The organism is Luteolibacter flavescens (genome assembly GCF_025950085.1).
Lineage (GTDB): Bacteria > Verrucomicrobiota > Verrucomicrobiia > Verrucomicrobiales > Akkermansiaceae > Haloferula > Haloferula flavescens.
In genome coordinates this window covers 516,792-533,150 of record NZ_JAPDDS010000001.1, presented here as the reverse complement: position 1 = coordinate 533,150, position 16,359 = coordinate 516,792, and the positions used below count along the sequence as shown (strand labels likewise).

At 62.8% G+C, this 16,359-nt stretch carries 17 protein-coding genes and 1 tRNA gene; 12 read left to right on the top strand and 6 right to left on the bottom strand.

Going from position 1 to position 16,359, the window contains the following annotated elements; all coding sequences use genetic code 11:
- Positions 1-10: 10 nt before the first annotated feature.
- The 3 genes from lepB to OKA04_RS02255 form a co-directional block, all read right to left on the bottom strand.
- Positions 11-559, bottom strand: a complete 549-nt coding sequence (gene lepB, locus OKA04_RS02265; protein ID WP_264499493.1) for a signal peptidase I — start codon at positions 557-559, stop codon at positions 11-13.
- A gap of 50 nt (positions 560-609) precedes the next feature.
- On the bottom strand, positions 610-1,479 hold the full coding sequence (locus OKA04_RS02260) for a hypothetical protein (RefSeq protein ID WP_264499492.1): 870 nt from the start codon (positions 1,477-1,479) through the stop codon (positions 610-612).
- A gap of 213 nt (positions 1,480-1,692) precedes the next feature.
- Positions 1,693-2,187, bottom strand: coding sequence for a hypothetical protein (locus OKA04_RS02255; protein WP_264499491.1), 495 nt, complete (start codon positions 2,185-2,187; stop codon positions 1,693-1,695).
- A gap of 161 nt (positions 2,188-2,348) precedes the next feature.
- Between OKA04_RS02255 and OKA04_RS02250 the strand changes: the two genes are divergently transcribed.
- Positions 2,349-2,828: a PTS sugar transporter subunit IIA gene (locus tag OKA04_RS02250; RefSeq protein WP_264499490.1), complete on the top strand. Its 480-nt coding sequence runs from the start codon at positions 2,349-2,351 to the stop codon at positions 2,826-2,828.
- Positions 2,829-3,045: 217 nt separating this feature from the next.
- Positions 3,046-4,788 carry an arginine--tRNA ligase gene (gene argS / locus OKA04_RS02245; RefSeq protein ID WP_264499489.1) on the top strand — a complete coding sequence of 581 codons (1,743 nt, stop codon included), beginning with the start codon at positions 3,046-3,048 and terminating at the stop codon, positions 4,786-4,788.
- A gap of 19 nt (positions 4,789-4,807) precedes the next feature.
- Here argS and OKA04_RS02240 read toward each other — a convergent pair whose 3' ends face one another.
- Positions 4,808-5,098: a DUF2917 domain-containing protein gene (locus OKA04_RS02240; RefSeq protein WP_264499488.1), complete on the bottom strand. Its 291-nt coding sequence runs from the start codon at positions 5,096-5,098 to the stop codon at positions 4,808-4,810.
- 78 nt (positions 5,099-5,176) lie between these two features.
- Entirely contained in the window at positions 5,177-6,133 is a 957-nt protein-coding gene (locus OKA04_RS02235) for a LysR family transcriptional regulator (protein WP_264499487.1), read from the bottom strand.
- Between the two features lie 221 nt (positions 6,134-6,354).
- Here OKA04_RS02235 and OKA04_RS02230 point away from each other — a divergent pair, with 221 nt between their 5' ends.
- Positions 6,355-7,392, top strand: coding sequence for an ROK family protein (locus OKA04_RS02230; RefSeq protein ID WP_264499486.1), 1,038 nt, complete (start codon positions 6,355-6,357; stop codon positions 7,390-7,392).
- 66 nt (positions 7,393-7,458) lie between these two features.
- On the opposite strand, the gene OKA04_RS02225 is transcribed toward OKA04_RS02230, so the two are convergent.
- Entirely contained in the window at positions 7,459-9,018 is a 1,560-nt protein-coding gene (locus tag OKA04_RS02225) for a carboxylesterase/lipase family protein (protein ID WP_264499485.1), read from the bottom strand.
- Between the two features lie 202 nt (positions 9,019-9,220).
- On the opposite strand from OKA04_RS02225, the gene ycaC reads away from it, so the two are divergent.
- The 9 genes from ycaC to rsmH all read left to right on the top strand — a co-directional run bounded on the left by ycaC (position 9,221) and on the right by rsmH (position 16,348).
- Positions 9,221-9,856: an isochorismate family cysteine hydrolase YcaC gene (gene ycaC / locus OKA04_RS02220; protein ID WP_264499484.1), complete on the top strand. Its 636-nt coding sequence runs from the start codon at positions 9,221-9,223 to the stop codon at positions 9,854-9,856.
- Positions 9,857-9,992: 136 nt separating this feature from the next.
- Complete coding sequence (locus OKA04_RS02215; RefSeq protein ID WP_264499483.1) at positions 9,993-11,411, top strand: sulfatase family protein; 1,419 nt, start codon at positions 9,993-9,995, stop codon at positions 11,409-11,411.
- 90 nt (positions 11,412-11,501) lie between these two features.
- Positions 11,502-12,191 carry a ubiquinone/menaquinone biosynthesis methyltransferase gene (locus OKA04_RS02210; RefSeq protein ID WP_264499482.1) on the top strand — a complete coding sequence of 230 codons (690 nt, stop codon included), beginning with the start codon at positions 11,502-11,504 and terminating at the stop codon, positions 12,189-12,191.
- 124 nt (positions 12,192-12,315) lie between these two features.
- Positions 12,316-12,403 (top strand) — tRNA-Ser (locus OKA04_RS02205).
- A gap of 156 nt (positions 12,404-12,559) precedes the next feature.
- The gene (locus OKA04_RS02200) at positions 12,560-13,162 is read left to right on the top strand and encodes a hypothetical protein (protein ID WP_264499481.1); all 603 of its coding nucleotides are present in this window, start codon (positions 12,560-12,562) and stop codon (positions 13,160-13,162) included.
- Positions 13,163-13,256: 94 nt separating this feature from the next.
- Positions 13,257-13,463 carry a hypothetical protein gene (locus OKA04_RS02195; RefSeq protein WP_264499480.1) on the top strand — a complete coding sequence of 69 codons (207 nt, stop codon included), beginning with the start codon at positions 13,257-13,259 and terminating at the stop codon, positions 13,461-13,463.
- A 14-nt stretch (positions 13,464-13,477) separates the two neighbouring features.
- Entirely contained in the window at positions 13,478-14,005 is a 528-nt protein-coding gene (locus tag OKA04_RS02190) for a hypothetical protein (protein ID WP_264499479.1), read from the top strand.
- Positions 14,006-14,121: 116 nt separating this feature from the next.
- The gene (locus tag OKA04_RS02185; RefSeq protein WP_264499478.1) at positions 14,122-15,255 is read left to right on the top strand and encodes a HupE/UreJ family protein; all 1,134 of its coding nucleotides are present in this window, start codon (positions 14,122-14,124) and stop codon (positions 15,253-15,255) included.
- A 52-nt stretch (positions 15,256-15,307) separates the two neighbouring features.
- Positions 15,308-16,348: a 16S rRNA (cytosine(1402)-N(4))-methyltransferase RsmH gene (gene rsmH / locus OKA04_RS02180; protein ID WP_264499477.1), complete on the top strand. Its 1,041-nt coding sequence runs from the start codon at positions 15,308-15,310 to the stop codon at positions 16,346-16,348.
- Positions 16,349-16,359: the final 11 nt, after the last annotated feature.

Sequence of the window (16,359 nt, the reverse complement as noted above, 5' to 3'; positions counted from 1 at the left end):
GGCGGGAAGCTCACTCGATCTTTCCGGCTCGGGAAAGCGGTAAGATGATCCGGCCGGGACGATGCGTCACGGCCTCCACCGGAAAGGAGCCGAAATAGCGGCTGTCGAGAGCGTTCTCATGATTGTCGCCCAGCGTGAAAATCCGGCCCGCAGGCACCACGTGGGGATAGCTGGGCTGCGGCCAGTCACGGGCGAAGGGATGCGCCCCGCCGGGAATCTTGCCATCCCGGTCAGGCAAGGGCCGGCCATTCACGTGGAGCCGGCCATCGATCAGATCGACCGTATCTCCTTCGATCGCGGTAACTCTCTGGACGTATTTTGAGTCGCTCAGCCGAGCACTTGCCTTGATCGCGTCGAAGATCACGAGATCCCCCTTCTCGACCTTGCCGGCGGGATTGAAGATCCGGGTCGCCGTCACGTGATCGCCCGGCTGGATGGTCGGCGTCATGCTGCCCGTGGGAATCTCGAAGATTTTCACGGTGCCGGTCAGAACCAGCGTCATCACCACGATGCCAAACAGCAGAAAGCAGAGTGGTACGGCGAGCTTGCGGATGTTCATGATATGGCGGCTTCAGTCGTCCCAAGGGCGGCGATTCCGGGTGCTGGCTGTTACTTCATGCCGGGCTTGGCCAGCATGTCGTCCAGCGGTTGGTCTCCGAGCGCCCATTCGTCGGAGAGCACGCGGGTGATTTCAAATTGCCGCGCCTCGGCACCCTCGGTGTGACGGATCATCAGGGTCATGCGCAGGGCTCCGCCTTGTGCCCGTCTCTCTGCCCGGTTCATCGAGCTTGCCAGCGCCTCATACTGGGGAGTTCCCCGCGTCACATAGCCGAGCATCACGGTCCCCTGATCGGGCGAGAGCAGGGCAAAGCAGGCCCATGCCTTGTCGTCGCGGTAGATGCCATTGTAGTAGCTGTCCGGGACGACCTTCACACGCACTGTGGATTCCCCGGCAGTCCCGGCGAGAATCTTGTCCCACGACGGATGGACGTGCCGGACGAAGGCGTCGAAATCCACGCGCCAGTGTCCGTCCGCATCGGGAGCAAGCAGGGCGATGCGATTCCCTCCGCCCTCGAAGGTGACGATCACGCTCTCAAGCCGGGCCGCGCGGCTGTCGATCGGCCGCATGTAGCTGACCCTGCTTACTTTCCCGTCATCGGCTTCCAGCGTTGCCAGGCGGGCCGCGATCTCTTCCGGGCGGAGGCTGCTTCCCCGCACGAGGGGTGCCAGATCCTGCGTCGTGCGTGCTGCCAGGAAGTCCGTGACGATCTTCACCAGCTCGTCGGATTCAACTGATGTCGTGGAAACACTGCCATGCTCCGGAATGCTGTTCGCGACGTGGGCCGACTTTTCTTGCCGACCGCTGCCGCCCAGATCCCCGTTCCACCACAGGATGGCCGCCGCCACTCCGGCTCCGAAGAGCAGGAAAGCGCCACCGCAAAGGCACATCATCGCCGCAGTCACATATCGGACCTTCACGCGCTCCCGCCGGTTCTTCACCGAGCGGTGGACGTGGCCGATCCTTGGCGCAGAGCCCAATCCAGTCTCCCGGCTATTCCTTCGGCCGGGAGACTGAAAGCCGAGCCCATCCTGCGCCCGGGGCGAGGACCCCGAACGATACTTCCCCCCGCTGGAATTCACTGTCTGATGACCGAGTCCGTCGCGGGGGGGCTTCTTCATGGGGAGGGGGCTTTATCTGGGATAAACCGTGATCCGGTAGGGATCATACTTGTCGTCCGGGCGGAAGAGCCAGCCTGGATTCCGGTTCACCACCTCATAGCCCGTCAGCATGAATTCCGGGAGGAATTGGTTGCTGTTCGGGTCGTAGGCTTCCTTGCCGGTGAAGTAGCCGTTCAGGCGATACTCGAAATTGTGGTCGTAGCCGTAGCGGGCACCCTGCGGGCCGTTTTCAGGCAGGCGGTCAGGCTGGCGCTTCTTGTCCTCGCGGATGATCGCCAGCTTCGCCTTGTCCCAGGATTGGCGGGGACGCTTCACATATCCCCAGAAGCGGGTCTTCTCGATATAGTAGCGGCGACCGTAGAAAAAGTCCCCGCTGGGCTCGCTGGCGATGGCCGCCTTGCGTTCCTCGACCGTGGGCCCGCCCATGTTGCCGGCCCCCATCGATCCTGCGCATTGGCAGAGTACCATCGTTCCTACGACCATCAGTCCGCGCGAGATCCACCTCATGAGCGGGGAGGCTAGGGAGGGCATGGCGGGCTCCGCAAGCGCCAATCCCGCACGCGGAACGCAGGAACCCGGCCCGAAATCCGCTTGCAAATCCTTAGCCGCCTCGTTACCTCCGACGCCCCCTCCGGCGAGCAAACCACCTTACCAAGAATCGAAAACGCATGAAGTTGGCCAATCTGCTCAATCCCGAACGCATCATCCTTGAGATGAATTCCGGGGAGCATTGGCCCGCCATCGTGGAGTTGATCGACCGTTTGGTCTCCTGTGGTGCGCTCCCTGCCGAGATGCGCGAGGAAGTCCTCGCCGCCCTGAAGATCCGCGAGGAGCAGGTCAGCACCGGAGTCGGCCATGGCGTTGCCATCCCCCATGCCTTCTCGGACAAGCTGGACAAGGTGATCACCATCTTCGGCCGTTCGAAGTCGGGCATCGATTTCGAGGCGCTGGATGGCAAGCCGGTCCACTTCGTGATCCTCTTTTTGGTGCCGAAGAAGGACTACCACCTCCATCTCCAGACCCTCGCCGCGATCGCGAAGATGTTCACGAATGCCGAGATCCGACGACGACTTGGCGAGGCAGGCTGCCATCAGGAGATCCTCGATATCTTCGCTGGCAAGCCGCCAAAGGCCGCAGGCTTGGCGTGATCCGGTCTGCGTGGCCCCTTGGCTGCTGCCTCTACTGCGCCCGCTCTTCCTCCTTGAATCGGGGATTTTTCCCGGTCTCGCCGCGGATTTGATCCGGCGGACCCTGCCCGGGCCCCGTTTCCGCTCGTCCCGACTCTTTCGTATGCATCCCGCACCCCGGCTCACTCTGCACTTGGCGTCCCGGGCGTCTTGGCGGTGAATCCCACATCTCTTTCCCATGACCCTGATCCAGGACCTCGAATCCCGCCTGTCCGCCGCCTTCCAGCAGGTGCTCGGTGAATCCGTCGATGCGCCCGTGGTGGCCGCTGCCGACCTGCGCTTCGGCGACTACCAGAGCAATGCCGCCATGGCACAGGCCAAGCAGCGCAAGACGAACCCGCGCGCGCTGGCCCAGCAGGTGATCGACGCCATTGATCTCGGCGACCTCGGCACGGCGGACATTGCCGGACCCGGCTTCATCAATTTCAAGATCAGCCCGGCGACGTTCGCCGCACGCGCGCAGGCCCAGCTTGCCGACACCCGTCTCGGCGTGCCGGACATCGGCGCGGGCAAGACGGTAGTCGTGGATTTCTCCGCGCCGAACGTCGCGAAGCCCATGCACGTCGGTCACATCCGCTCGACCATCATCGGCGACTCGCTGGCCCGCATTTCCCGATTCCTCGGCTTCAAGGTCATCACCGACAACCACATCGGCGACTGGGGCACGCAATTCGGCATGATCCTCCACGGCTGGAAGACGCTTCTGAACGAAGATGCGCTCGCCGCAGATCCCATCGCCGAGCTGCTGCGGGTCTATCGCGAGGTGAATGCCACGAAGGAACAGCCGGGAGTGCTGGATACCTGCAAGGCCGAGCTGGTGAAGCTCCAGGCCGGGGACGCCGAGAACCTCGCCATCTGGCAGCGCTGCATCGATGTCTCGAAGGCCGGCCTGCAGAAGATCTACGACCGCCTCGACGTCCACTTCGACCACTGGCTGGGCGAGAGCTATTTCAATGACCGCCTCCCGAGTCTCGTCGAGGAGTTCCTGGAAAAGGGCCTCGCACGCGTCAGCGAGGGAGCTGTCTGCATTTTCTCCGACGAGACCAAGGCTCCGGAGCAGGACCCCTTCAAGATCCACCGCGAGGAAGGCTGGACGGACAATCCCTCGATCATCCGCAAGGGCGACGGCGGATTCCTCTATGCCACCACCGACCTCGCCACGCTGGAATACCGTGTGGACGAGTGGAAAGCGGACGAGATCTGGTATGTCGTCGGCGTCCCGCAGCAGCTCCATTTCCGCCAGATCTTCGACGCCGCCCACCGCTGGGGGAAGAAGGGGGAATTCCGCCACATCGCCTTCGGCTCTATTCTCGGCGAGGACCGCAAGCTGATGCGGACGCGCTCCGGCGAAAACGTCGGCCTCATCGAAGTGCTCGGCGAAGCGGTCGAGCGCGCCGCCGCGGCCATCGCGGAGAAGAACCCGGACCTGCCGGCAGACGAGGCAAAGGAGGTCGCCGAGATCGTCGGTATCGGCGCGGTGAAGTTCGCCGAGCTCTCGCAGAACCGCCTGACCGACTACGTGTTCGCTTGGGATCGGATGCTTGCGCTTCAAGGCGACACCGCACCGTATCTCCAATACAGCCATGTGCGCATCCGCTCGATCTTCCGCAAGCTCGATGGCCCCTTCGAGGCGACGGGCGTGGAGCTTCATCTGGCGGAGGACGCGGAAGTCCACCTCTCGCGTCTCCTCGCCCGCTTCGGCGAAGTGTTGCCGCAGGTGCTCGACGACCATCGTCCGAACCTGCTAACGAATTACCTCCTGGAGCTGGCCCGTGCCTTCCACTCCTTTTTCGAGGCCTGCCCGGTGCTCAAGGCGGATGAGCCCGTCCGCTCCAGCCGCCTCGCGCTCTGCGAGCTGACCAGCCGCGTGCTCAGCACGGGTCTCGGCCTGCTCGGCATCCGCTGCCCGGAGCGGATGTAATTACGATCCATGATATCCCTCACCGCCTCGCCAGATCCTGGCGGGTGTGGGGGAGGGCCGCGGTCGTCCCTTCCGTGACTGGACGATGGGTCGTCCTGGTTGCGTGGATGGTCATCCCGCCATCAATCGCCTCGATGACGAGACGACCAGGGCCTGAGAAAGCGAGTGCCTGCGAGGCGGTCAGTGCCAAGTCATCGGCACGGCCTTCCATGGTCACCCAAGCGGTGCCGGCATCCGTGGCAAGCCTGAGCCGATCGCCGGTGGAAAGATCGAGCGACACGACCGCCCGGTTTTTCAGGGAGATCTTCATGAGAAATGAATGATTGAAGGGTTGAGGGCGGGGGAACCGGGCACGGTTCTCCCGGGCGAAACGGGACCAGTCTTTCGGTCAGCGATGGCTGCGGCCCTTCGGTCGCGCTGCGCGGATACCCCGGCCTCGGGTGACTGAGCTATCCCGCGCCGCCAGATCGTTTTTCCACAATCCGAGGACGACATCACGCGCCGCAGCGACGGCGGGGCGGTCGGCATTTTCCCGCAGGTAGCCGATGGAGAGATTCACCGTGGTCTGGAAATGGGGCAGGGCGATGATGCGTCCTTGGAACTCCGGTGCCTCGATGTGATTGCGGGCCGCCAGGGTGAGGCCGAGGCCTTCCGCCACCAGATTCAGCACCGTTAGGCATTCATCCACGCGGAAGCGCTGCTGGAGCTTTAGCCCCTGGTCGCTGCAGATTGACTCGATCGCCCGGAAATACGAGCACGCCCGAGACACGAAGATCCACGGCTTGGTTTCCAGCACCTTCCAATCCGGCGAGGAAAGCTCGCGCGCCCAAGCCGCAGGAGCGGCGATGCAGAGCTCGATGGGCTCCAGGACATGCGACTCGATCCGCGGGAACTCGCACACGCCCTCGAAGAATCCGATGGAGATCGAACCGTCGTCGATGCCTTCCAGGATCGTCCCGCTGCTGCCATTGACCAGATCGTAGTTCAGCTCGGGATGTTCGGATGTGAGGGCTCCGAGCACTTCCACGATCTTCAGCACCTCCGGCCGGTTGTTCAGGCCGAAGACAAGCTCGCCCGAGACCGTTTCCCGCAGGCTCTCGGCGCTGTGTTTGAAATCGCGTGCCGCCTCCACGATGCGCCGCGCCTTCTCCTGTAGCATCTTGCCTTCCCGGGTCAGCGCCATGCCGCGGGCGCTGCGCTCGAAGAGCTTCACGCCCAGTTCTTCCTCCAGTTGCTTGACCTGCGCGCTCACGGCAGGCTGGCTGGTGAAGAGCTTTTCCGCGGCGCGGGTCAGGTTTCCCTCTTCGGCGATCGTGAGGAAGGTGCGCAGTTGATAGAGTTCCATGGCGGCGGGTTGACGTCGGCACTATCCACGATTCCCCGGCATCCGCCCAATCGCCTTTTTGGAACAGGGGCATCACGGGAAACGATGGCCCCGGCCGGGTGGTGGAGTTCCGGGGAAAACCGGCAAACGGGGGCTGGGTTTTGCCGTGATGCCAAGATTCCTCAGCGGCGGGCTTGTTTGCCGGAAGGCCGCTCCGTAGCTTCGCCGCGATCTAACTACCCATGAGCGACCCAATTTTCATCGGCATCGATAGCGGTGCCACCACCTCCAAGATCGCCGCGGTGCAAAGCGACGGCTCCATCTTCCCCAGCGAGCTGCTCCAGCGCCCCACCTCCTCGGAAGGAGGCCCGGCGGCGGTGATCGCGGCATGGATCGGCGCGATCAACGAATTCCTCGCCCAGCACGGGCTGGAGTGGTCGCAGGTGGAGGGTGTCGGCCTCGCCGTCCCCGGCCCGCGCCGCAGCTACGGTGTGCTGGATACCTCGCCGAATCTCCCTGCCGAATTCGACGGCTGGAACGTGGAGCACGATCTCCGCGTCGCCCTGGAGCGCGAGTCCGGCCGCATACTGCCGCTGGCGCTGGGCAATGACGGGAATCTCGGCGGTGTCGCCGAGGCGCATCGTGCCCGCGGCACAGATGAGTGCAGTGTGGTGATGCTGGCTCCCGGCTCCGGTCTGGGTGGTGCCTATGTCGATGCCTCCGGCCTGCCGCTGGATGGCGATACTTTGGCCGGCATGGAGGCGGGCCACCTCGCCGCGCCGCTGCATCTGCTGGGTGTGGACGCGCTGACCTGCGGCTGCGGTCGCGACTGGGGATGCTACGAGATGTATACCAGCCTCGCCGGTCTGCCGGGCCTGCTGGAGCGCGCCTTGCCTCGCTACCCGGGTCACGTGCTGGCGGATCCGTCGCTCGGGAAGAAGGAGCGCGTGCTGAAGCTGCGCGGCCTCGCCCAGGATGGCGACGCTCTGGCGCTCGAGCTTTTCGACCTCCAGGCAAAGGCGATGGGCCTGCTGGTGGCCGAGCTTTCCATGGCGGTGGACCCCGGTTGCTTTGTTGTCGGCGGAGGACTCATCGACCCGGATGCGACCACGGTGGAATTCCGCGAGCGCTACCTCGGTGGCATCCGCGAGACCGCGCTGAAGTATCTCTGGCCGACCCAGCGCACCACGCTGCGCATCGTCCCTGCGACGCTTGGCGAGCTTTCGCAGGCAGTGGGTGCGGCGCTGGTCGCCCGCCACATTGCACGCGAGGCGTCCTGACCGGCTTTGCTTTGAAAAAATGCCGCAGCGGTTCCGGATCTCGGAGCTTGCTGCGGCATTTTCCTTTTACGGAGCCTGCGCCTTCTCGCGGCACGACTCGTAGTATGCGTCCCAGACCTTGAGCTGTTCCAGGTTCGGCACCGGGTGCATCCCCGGCTGGGCATCGAGATCCATCGCCTTGCCGCTCTTGCCCGTGAAGGCGGTCCACTCCGGCAAGCCCGGGCCATTGGGGTCGCCGGTCTTCGCGAAGTTCACCCAGTAGCTGCTCACGAGGTCGCTCATCGCCCGGTCCGCGGGCTTTGAGCGGGCGACATTCCCGAAGATGTAGGCGATCTCCGCCCCGTGGTCGGCACCCTTGTCCGGCGAATTACGATGATCGTAGTAGTAGAGGAATGCCTTGTTTTTCCCGTGGGCAGATTGGAGCCGTGCCCAGGTCCACGCGGGCCACGCGAAGCAGATGTCACGGATGGCATCCTTTCCGGCGCGCGATGACTCGCTCCATTTCGCGTGCGGGTAGGCAGCGAGGATCTTGTCCGCGTGCTCGCCGAAGGTGGCGGCCGTCTCGCGGAATCTCCCCGGCGTGGTCGCGAGCGCAAACATCCCGCCATCGTCGGAATTGCTGCCCGTCATCACGGGCGTGTCATTGAATTCGCCACGGAGAAAAGCCGTGTGTGAGTCCATCGGCACGACATCGGCATCAATGCACGGCATGGGGGCAAAGCCGCCCTTCAGGACTTTTTTCGCGGGGAGCGCGCGTGCTGCGGCGATGTCCTTCGCGCCGAGCTTCTCCAAAAACTTCACGCCCTCGACTTCGGCGAGCTGGAGAGTCGGGACGAAGTGGCCTGCTTCGTTCGCCGTTTTCGGCGGGGAGAACGATGAGCCGCTCTGGGCGATCACCCGGTGGAAGAGGTCCTTTGCCTTTGGCGAGGTCGCCAGCAGGCCGACCGATACCGAGCCAGCCGACTCGCCGAAAATGGTCACGCAGCCGGGATCACCTCCGAATGCGGCGATGTTCTCCCGCACCCATTTCAGCCCCGCGATCTGATCGAGCAGCCCGAAGTTTCCCTTGCCGCCCTCCTTCGTCAGCTCCGGATGCGCGAGGAAGCCGAATGCTCCGAGCCGGTATCCCACGGAGACGACCACCACGCCCCTTTTCGTGAGCTGGCTGCCATCGTAGATCGGGGTGGAGGTGGAGCCCATCGCGAAGGCACCGCCGTGAATCCAATACATCACCGGCAGGCGCTCGCCCGCAGATTTCGCGGGCGTCCAGACATTCAGATAGAGGCAGTCCTCGGAGAAATCCGTCGGCGCGCCCAGCATCAGGTTCAGCACGCTCTCCTGGATCGGCCCCGGTGCATACGTCGTGGCCTTCTTCACTCCGTCCCACGCCTCGGCTGGTTGCGGTGCCTTCCAGCGCAGCTCGCCCACCGGAGGCTTCGCGAAAGGAATGCCCTTGAAAGCCCGCACCGAGGCGTCGGTGCCGGTGCTCCCCTCGATCGTTCCCCCGGTGACCCTCACCTGAAGCGCTGGCACATCCTTCCCTTCGTCCGCGAGTGAGGAAAGGGGAGCAATGAGGAGGGCGAGCAATGCCGCCTTCCCGGAAAAAGGCATGACCAGGGATTTCATGGAGCGTGTTTGTCAGAGGCTATTCGTCGGCAAGTTGTGGAAGGTTACAGCAATTTCTCAACAATGCGAAGGCCCCGGTAGCGTGTGCATGCTCAGCATGTCCCGATGGCATTTCCACGAAATGAGTCGGAGTGATATCAAGGAAGAAGCTGCCGATGCCGTGAGCCCACGACGGGCAGCCAACCCAACAACAACTACTACCATGAGCAACTTCCAATACCGCCGCCTGGACAAGAACGACGTCGCAGTGCTCCTCGTCGATCACCAGACCGGCCTGACCAACCTGGTGCAGGACTTCTCGCCGGATGACTTCAAGAACAACGTCCTCGCGCTGGGCGACATCGCCGAATACTTCAAGCTCCCGACCATCCTGACCACCAGCTTCGAGGACGGCCCGAACGGCCCGCTCGTGCCGGAACTCAAGGCCCAGTTTCCCGATGCTCCCTACATCGCGCGCCCGGGAAACATCAATGCCTGGGACAACGAGGACTTCGTGAATGCCGTGAAGGCCACGGGAAAGAAACAACTGCTCATCGCCGGCATCGTCACCGAGGTCTGTGTCGCTTTCCCCGCGCTGTCCGCGCTGGAGGAGGGCTACGAGGTCTTCGTGGTCGCCGATGCATCGGGCACTTTCAATCAAACGACCCGTCAGGCGGCATGGTCCCGCATGGAGGCCGCAGGTGCGCAGTTGATGACTTGGTTCGGCGTGGCCTGCGAGTTGCACCGCGACTGGCGGAATGATGTCGAAGGCCTCGGCACCTTGTTCTCGAATCACCTGCCGAACTACCGCTGCCTCATCAACAGCTACAACGCTGGCAAGGCCGCTGCTGCGAAGTGAATCCAAATGGCCCCCGCGTCCGCTGGCCGCGGGGGCCGGCTGCATAATGACGCGGAGCGGGGCGAGCGGAAGAAATCCGGAACACGACAAGCCGCTGCAAAATGGTAAGGGTGATCCATCGCTCTACCCGCCTGCCATGCTCCTGCGTTCCCTGATTTCCCTCGTCCTGCTCGCCGGTTTCGCCGCGGCCAAGCCATCGCCGAATATCGTCGTCGTCCTCGTCGATGACCTGGGCTGGGGCGACTTCTCGTGCTTCGGCAACAAGGAGGCATCCACGCCGAACATCGACCGCCTGGCGAAAGAGGGGATGCAATTCCGGCAGTTCTACGTAAACTCGTCGATCTGCTCGCCATCGCGCTGTGCCTTGACCACGGGGCAATATCCTCAGCGGTGGAAGATCACCTCTTTCCTCGAAAACCGGGCGGCCAACGAGCGCCGCGGCATGGCACAGTGGCTCGACCCGAAGGCCCCGGTGCTGGCCCGCATCCTGAAGGAGAAGGGCTACGCCACCGGGCACTTCGGCAAGTGGCATCTCGGTGGCCAGCGCGACGTGGACAATGCGCCCGCGATCACCTCCTACGGATTCGACCGGAGCCTCACCAACTTCGAAGGCATGGGGCCGAAGCTGCTGCCGCTGACGCTGAAGCCCGGCGACAAGGAGCCGGGCAAGATCTGGCAGGATGCGGAGCGCCTCGGCGGACCGGTCACGTGGACGCTGCGCTCGAAAATCACGGGCAGCTTCGTCGATGCCGCGATCCCCTTCATCGACGCCGCGGCGAAAGAGAAGAAGCCGTTCTTCATCAATCTCTGGCCGGACGACGTCCACTCTCCCTTCTGGCCGCCGGTCGAATCGTGGAAGCAGGGCAAGCGGGCGCAGTATCTCGCGGTGCTGGAAAACATGGACCGCCAGCTCGGCAAGCTCTTCGACCATCTCCGCGCCACGCCGGAGATCCGGGATAATACCATCGTGCTCGTCTGCTCCGACAATGGTCCCGAGCCGGGGGCGGGCTCTGCGGGTTCCTTTCGCGGGGCAAAGGGCACGCTATGGGAGGGCGGCATCCGCTCGCCCCTCGTCGTCTGGGCCCCCGGGCTGATGGAAGAGGGCAAGGCCGGAGGGATCAACGACCGCTCGGTTTTCGCCGCCTTCGATCTCGCTCCCTCGTTGGTGAAGATCGCCGGTGCTCCGGCTCCGGAGGGCGTGGCTTTCGACGGTGAGGACCTTTCCGCGACGCTGCTCGGGAAATCGGATGCCTCGCGGAAGGCGTCCATTTTCTGGCGTCGTCCGCCGGATCGCAAGGTGACGGGCCCGCAGGGACGCCGCCAGCCGGACCTCGCCGTGCGTGAGGGGAATTGGAAGCTGCTCTGCGAGTACGACGGCTCGCAGGGGCGGCTCTTCGACCTCGCTACGGACCCGGCGGAATCGAAGAACATCGCGGTGGAAAAGCCCGAGATAGTCGCCCGACTTTCAAAGGCTGCCGTCGAGTGGCACGCCTCGATGCCCCCGGACGAGGGGCCGAAACTGGGAGCCCGGAAGCAGGGGAATGGCGGGAAGTGAGGGCGGCCGGATCACCTGCGAAGGTGATCTTCGCAAAATCAGACCGACTCCGGACTTGGCAGCCCGCCGATCCCGCGTACCGATCACCCCGTGGGTGCCGGAACCATTCAAGACCCGTCTTATGTCCGCGAAGCGTTCGCACGCATCGCAGACCGCTACGTGACCACGAATCACGTCCTCAGCCTCGGCACCGATATCCTGTGGCGGCGAAAGGTCGCCCGGATCGTTCGCGCATGGGAGCCCCGCCGTGTGCTCGATGTGGCCACCGGTACCGGTGATCTTGCCTTGGAGATCCAGGACGCTTGTCCGGAGGCGGAGGTGACGGGCAGCGATTTCTGCGCGGAGATGCTCGCCCATGCCAGCCGCCGCGGCCTTGCCCGCACCCTGGTCGCGGACGCCCTCGCGCTCCCATTCCAGGACGGCGAATTCGACGTCGTGACCGTCGCCTTCGGCCTGCGAAATATGGCCGATTACGCCGCCGCCATCCGCGAGATGCGCCGCGTGCTGCGACCCGGCGGCCATCTTCTCGTTCTCGATTTCTCGCTGCCGGAGGGAGCCCTCAGAAAGCCCTACCGCTGGTATCTTCACAACGTCCTGCCCAAGATGGCGGGCTACCTCACCGGCCAGAAGGACGCCTACGAATACCTCGGCGGCTCCATTGAGGAATTCCCGATGGGGCAGGAAATGTGCGACCTCATCACCGCCCAAGGCTACCGCGAGGCGCAGGCCGCTCCGCTGACCTGCGGCGTCGCCTCCATCTACACCGCCGAAGCGGTCTGAGTGGCAATTGTCGGCGGTCCGCTGCATGCGCGCTTGCCGTTGACGGGCATCCCCGGGTAAAAAGGCGTCGCCGGTCCACCGAAAGACGGATCGGAACTCCCAAGCGATTGGGAAACAACAAACTGGAGGGGTGGCAGAGTGGTCTATCGCGTCGGTCTTGAAAACCGAAGTTGGGCAACCAACCGTGGGTTCGAATCCCACCCCCTCCGCCACTTCAATGCAGTTTGCTGAGCATCAGTTATCCTGCTTGTAATCAGAGTCTTGCATTCTGACTATGGGGCATGGCCGACAGGCCAAGCGAACGATCGGCCATGGCTTGAAACTACTTCCTATAAAGCTGATTCGAGCAGCAAACGTCTGTGGAGAATGTGAATCCGAATTCTAAGGGAAAGCATCAAGAGGTGCTCGATGCGGGCTATCTGGCCAACTATCTCCAAATTTCTCCCAACGCCATCGATTCCGAAGGCGAATCACCAGATATGGTCTCGAATCTAGGTGGGATTTCTATCGGCCTTGAGGTCACAAGTGGAGCCTCGTCGGAGCATCACCGGGTAGGCCAACTATCGAAGAAAGGGCTGACCCCGTTCGTGATGAATATTGGAGGTTTGCAGGATCGCGACGAACGGCGATCCAATGAAGAGCTCATCGACGTAACCGCCTCGGGAACCTATGAGGACCTTCTGGAGTCGAACAGACTTTGGATCGAACGAATGGCGGCCAAGATTATGAGAAAGACTCGCAATCTAAACCGAAGCGACTATCGCACCTTCGATCAAAACTGGCTTCTTATTTTCGACCGTCAGATCTGGTTTTCCTACGACATCGAGACCTACTGTTACAACCTTCAAAAGGGAATCCACTTTGGTTCCGCAGTGCGTGAATTCGATAGGGTCTTCATTGTAGGCAACCCTTTCATTTTCGCACGAGAGCACGGGGTGTGGGCAGGTGCGATTTTTCGGAGCGGCGGTTAGCAGAAAAGCATCACAACAGGGCCTAGGTTAGGACGAGTTCGCCCAACGATCGTTACTGTTGGACAAGATTGGGAAAGTCGGGCAGTTGGGATGCGTGAAAGAAAAACCTCGCCTCGTTCGCCGCGCTGAGTTGGCTGAAAACATCGAGAAACGGCTCAAGTCGATCATTGCGGATTTCGATAAAATTCCCTCTTTTAAGGGGAAGTCCCGTTTCATGGACAAGATCTTCCGCGTGAATTCGAGGGCACACAATCTCGCGTGGGATTTGCGTTACGATGCCAGCGAAGAACTCGCAAAATGAGCGGATCTCAGACTATGAAGCACGTTCACGAACTGGTCGGCGATTATATCGACGAGCACCCGGAGGAATTTGAAAGAGGCAAGGTGGGAATGATTGTGCCAGACGGCACCGACGAGCGGGTAGTGGCTCGATGGTTGGATGAATCCATGGGCAGCGGTAACTGGGCCGCTGGTCTGCGCGGGGCTACCAAGGAGGATGCCTGCTGCTACGCCCGCAGAGTTTTGGCCTCATTTTCGGATAAAGCCGATGATGTGACGACGGCTCGAATTTTGGAATGTGTAAACGCTTTCGCGGATTGGGAGAAGAATCTGACTAAAGGGCCGGAAGTGGTAATATCCTACTGTGGCTGGATGCGGTCCGAACTCCAGCGACGATGGCGAGAGCCGCTGATTCTATGGCCATGGGTTGCGGTTGAGCTGACTTTTTGCGAGCTGTCGATTCGTTCCTATCACCGGCTCGAAACCAAGGAAGCCGAGTCGACGCTTGCGATGCTGGTTATTAATGCCGCGCATTTCTTCGACGCCCACAAAAGGCCCGAATAGATACTTCCTCACTGCTCGGGTGTTTCAGTAGAAGTCGTGACGGATTTTCAGTGTGTTGTGCTTGAAGGAGGAGAATCCCACCCCCTCCGCTCTTTTAGCGTCCTAGCCCGGTAATCATGATCCGCCTGCTGCTGGTTTGGCTGCTGTTTGCCGGGGCGGGACTTGCGCATCAGATCGAGGAGATTTCCATTTCGGTGGTGCTCGATGGGGATCGCGTCACGGCCATTGCGGAGGCGGATGCGGCTTACATGCTGCCGGAGTTCCGAGGGGACGAGGATGTGGAGGCGAAGGACCTGGCGTGGCTGCGGGAGCAGGACCCGGCGGGTTGGCGGAGGATAGCGGGGGAGTGTGAGGATTACTGGCGGTCCTGCTTTCGCCTGAAGGCGGACGGGGCGGACCTCGCATGGACTCTTTCGGTGCCGGATCTTGCGAAGGAAAAGCCGGGGTTTTTGGAGGAGGGAGACCCGGAGGACCTGCCGATGCTGGCCGTGCGAATCGAGGCGGTGCTTCCGCCCGGAGCGTCGAAACTCGGCATCGATTGGAAGGAGCCCTTCGGCGTGAATCTCATCGTCACGACGGGCGAGGGAGCATCCGCCGAAACGAAGCCGCTGGTCAGCGGGGAGTCCGCGGTGGTCGCCGAGAGGGCGGCGGATGCTTCGGAGATGAGGCCTGCGGAAACCTCGTTCGCGGGGTGGATCCGGCTCGGATTCGTCCACATTTTGCCGGAGGGCGTGGATCACATCCTCTTCGTGCTCGGCCTCTTCTTGTTGGTGCCGCGGTGGAAGCCGTTGCTGCAGCAGACGATCGTCTTCACGCTCGCCCATTCCTTGTCGCTCGCGGCTGCGGCGTCGGGCTGGGTGCGGTTCCCCTCGACACCGGTCGAGGTCCTGATTGCCGCGAGCATTGCATGGGTGGGCATCGAGAATTTCTGGGCGAAGGAACTGGGGAAGGGGAGGCTGGTCCTGGTCGGCATCTTCGGTCTGGTCCACGGCCTCGGCTTTGCCGGTGTGCTGGCGGAGTTGCTGCCGGCAGGTCAGCCGGAGAAGCTTCCGGCGGCGTTGTTCGGCTTCAACGTCGGTGTCGAGTTCGGCCAGATCACCGTGCTGGCCATGGCCTTCGCGACGTTTGCCTGGTGGGGTGAAAAGCGCTTCGTCTGGGTGAAGCGGATCGGTTCGGCGGCAGTGGCGTTGGCTGGAGTGATCCTTGTCGTCGAGAGGCTCGCAGGCATTGACCTCGTGTCATTCCTCTGAGCCGGCATCCTCGCCTTGGCGAAATGCATCCGCCCGCGTTACGCTTTCCTTCATGGACGACATGCCGCGGCCGCCGCGACGCAAGCGCTACTCGGGGAAGAACCCGCGGCGCTTCGAGGACAAGTACAAGGAGCACGAGCCGGAGCGCTATGCGAGCACCGTGGGCAAGGTGCTGGAGTCGGGCAGGACCCCGGCAGGCATGCACGTGCCGATCATGATGGAGGAATGCCTTGATGCCCTCGGCCTCGCTCCCGGCCGGACCGGCATCGATTGTACGCTCGGCTATGGCGGCCATGCGCGGGAGATCCTGGCGCGGATTTCGCCCGGGGGACGCCTGATCGGCCTGGATGTCGATCCCATCGAGCAGCCGAAGACGACCGCCCGACTGCAGGCCGCCGGCTATGGCGCAGATGCCTTCACCGCCGTGCGGTCGAACTACGCCGGCATCCGCAAGGTGCTGGACGGCCTCGGGCTGGAAGCCGTGGATTTCATCTTTGCAGATCTTGGTTGCTCCTCGATGCAGTTCGACAATCCGGCGCGCGGTTTCACCTTCAAGTCCGATGGGCCGCTCGACATGCGCATGAATCCCGAGCGGGGAATCCCCGCGACCGATTGGCTGGCCAAGGTGCATGAGGAGAAGTTGGCGGCGGTACTTTCGGAAAATGCCGACGAGCCGCTGGCCGGGGAAATTGCCGTCGTGCTCGCAGGCAGGAAAGTGCCCACGACGAAGGCATTGGTCTCGGCGATTCGCTCCGTTCCGGCAGTGGCGAAGCTCGATGCAGAGCGATCCGAACTCGCGGTGCGCAGAGTCTTCCAGGCCATCCGGATCGCCGTGAATGAGGAGTTCACATCGCTGGATGCCTTCCTGCGGCAGCTTCCGCTTTGCGTGAAGCCGGGTGGCCGGGTGGCAATCCTCACATTCCACTCCGGTGAAGACCGGCGGGTGAAGAAGGCCTTCCAGACGGGAGAGCGGGACGGCACCTACGCGGAGGTCAGCGGGGAGGTGATCCTCGCGGGACCTGACGAGCGCAGGAACAACCCCCGCAGTATCCCCGCGAAATTACGCTGGGCCGTGCTGCCGGGGAAAGCCTAGACGCCACGGGG

What these genes read in the sequence shown, in the direction of transcription:
- lepB (WP_264499493.1), bottom strand. Translation starts at nt 559, where the DNA reads ATGAACATCCGCAAGCTCGCCGTACCACTCTGCTTTCTGCTGTTTGGC.
- OKA04_RS02255 (WP_264499491.1), bottom strand. Translation starts at nt 2,187, where the DNA reads ATGAGGTGGATCTCGCGCGGACTGATGGTCGTAGGAACGATGGTACTC.
- OKA04_RS02250 (WP_264499490.1), top strand. Translation starts at nt 2,349, where the DNA reads ATGAAGTTGGCCAATCTGCTCAATCCCGAACGCATCATCCTTGAGATG.
- argS (WP_264499489.1), top strand. Translation starts at nt 3,046, where the DNA reads ATGACCCTGATCCAGGACCTCGAATCCCGCCTGTCCGCCGCCTTCCAG.
- OKA04_RS02240 (WP_264499488.1), bottom strand. Translation starts at nt 5,098, where the DNA reads ATGAAGATCTCCCTGAAAAACCGGGCGGTCGTGTCGCTCGATCTTTCC.
- OKA04_RS02235 (WP_264499487.1), bottom strand. Translation starts at nt 6,133, where the DNA reads ATGGAACTCTATCAACTGCGCACCTTCCTCACGATCGCCGAAGAGGGA.
- OKA04_RS02230 (WP_264499486.1), top strand. Translation starts at nt 6,355, where the DNA reads ATGAGCGACCCAATTTTCATCGGCATCGATAGCGGTGCCACCACCTCC.
- OKA04_RS02225 (WP_264499485.1), bottom strand. Translation starts at nt 9,018, where the DNA reads ATGAAATCCCTGGTCATGCCTTTTTCCGGGAAGGCGGCATTGCTCGCC.
- ycaC (WP_264499484.1), top strand. Translation starts at nt 9,221, where the DNA reads ATGAGCAACTTCCAATACCGCCGCCTGGACAAGAACGACGTCGCAGTG.
- OKA04_RS02215 (WP_264499483.1), top strand. Translation starts at nt 9,993, where the DNA reads ATGCTCCTGCGTTCCCTGATTTCCCTCGTCCTGCTCGCCGGTTTCGCC.
- OKA04_RS02190 (WP_264499479.1), top strand. Translation starts at nt 13,478, where the DNA reads ATGAAGCACGTTCACGAACTGGTCGGCGATTATATCGACGAGCACCCG.
- OKA04_RS02185 (WP_264499478.1), top strand. Translation starts at nt 14,122, where the DNA reads ATGATCCGCCTGCTGCTGGTTTGGCTGCTGTTTGCCGGGGCGGGACTT.
- rsmH (WP_264499477.1), top strand. Translation starts at nt 15,308, where the DNA reads ATGGACGACATGCCGCGGCCGCCGCGACGCAAGCGCTACTCGGGGAAG.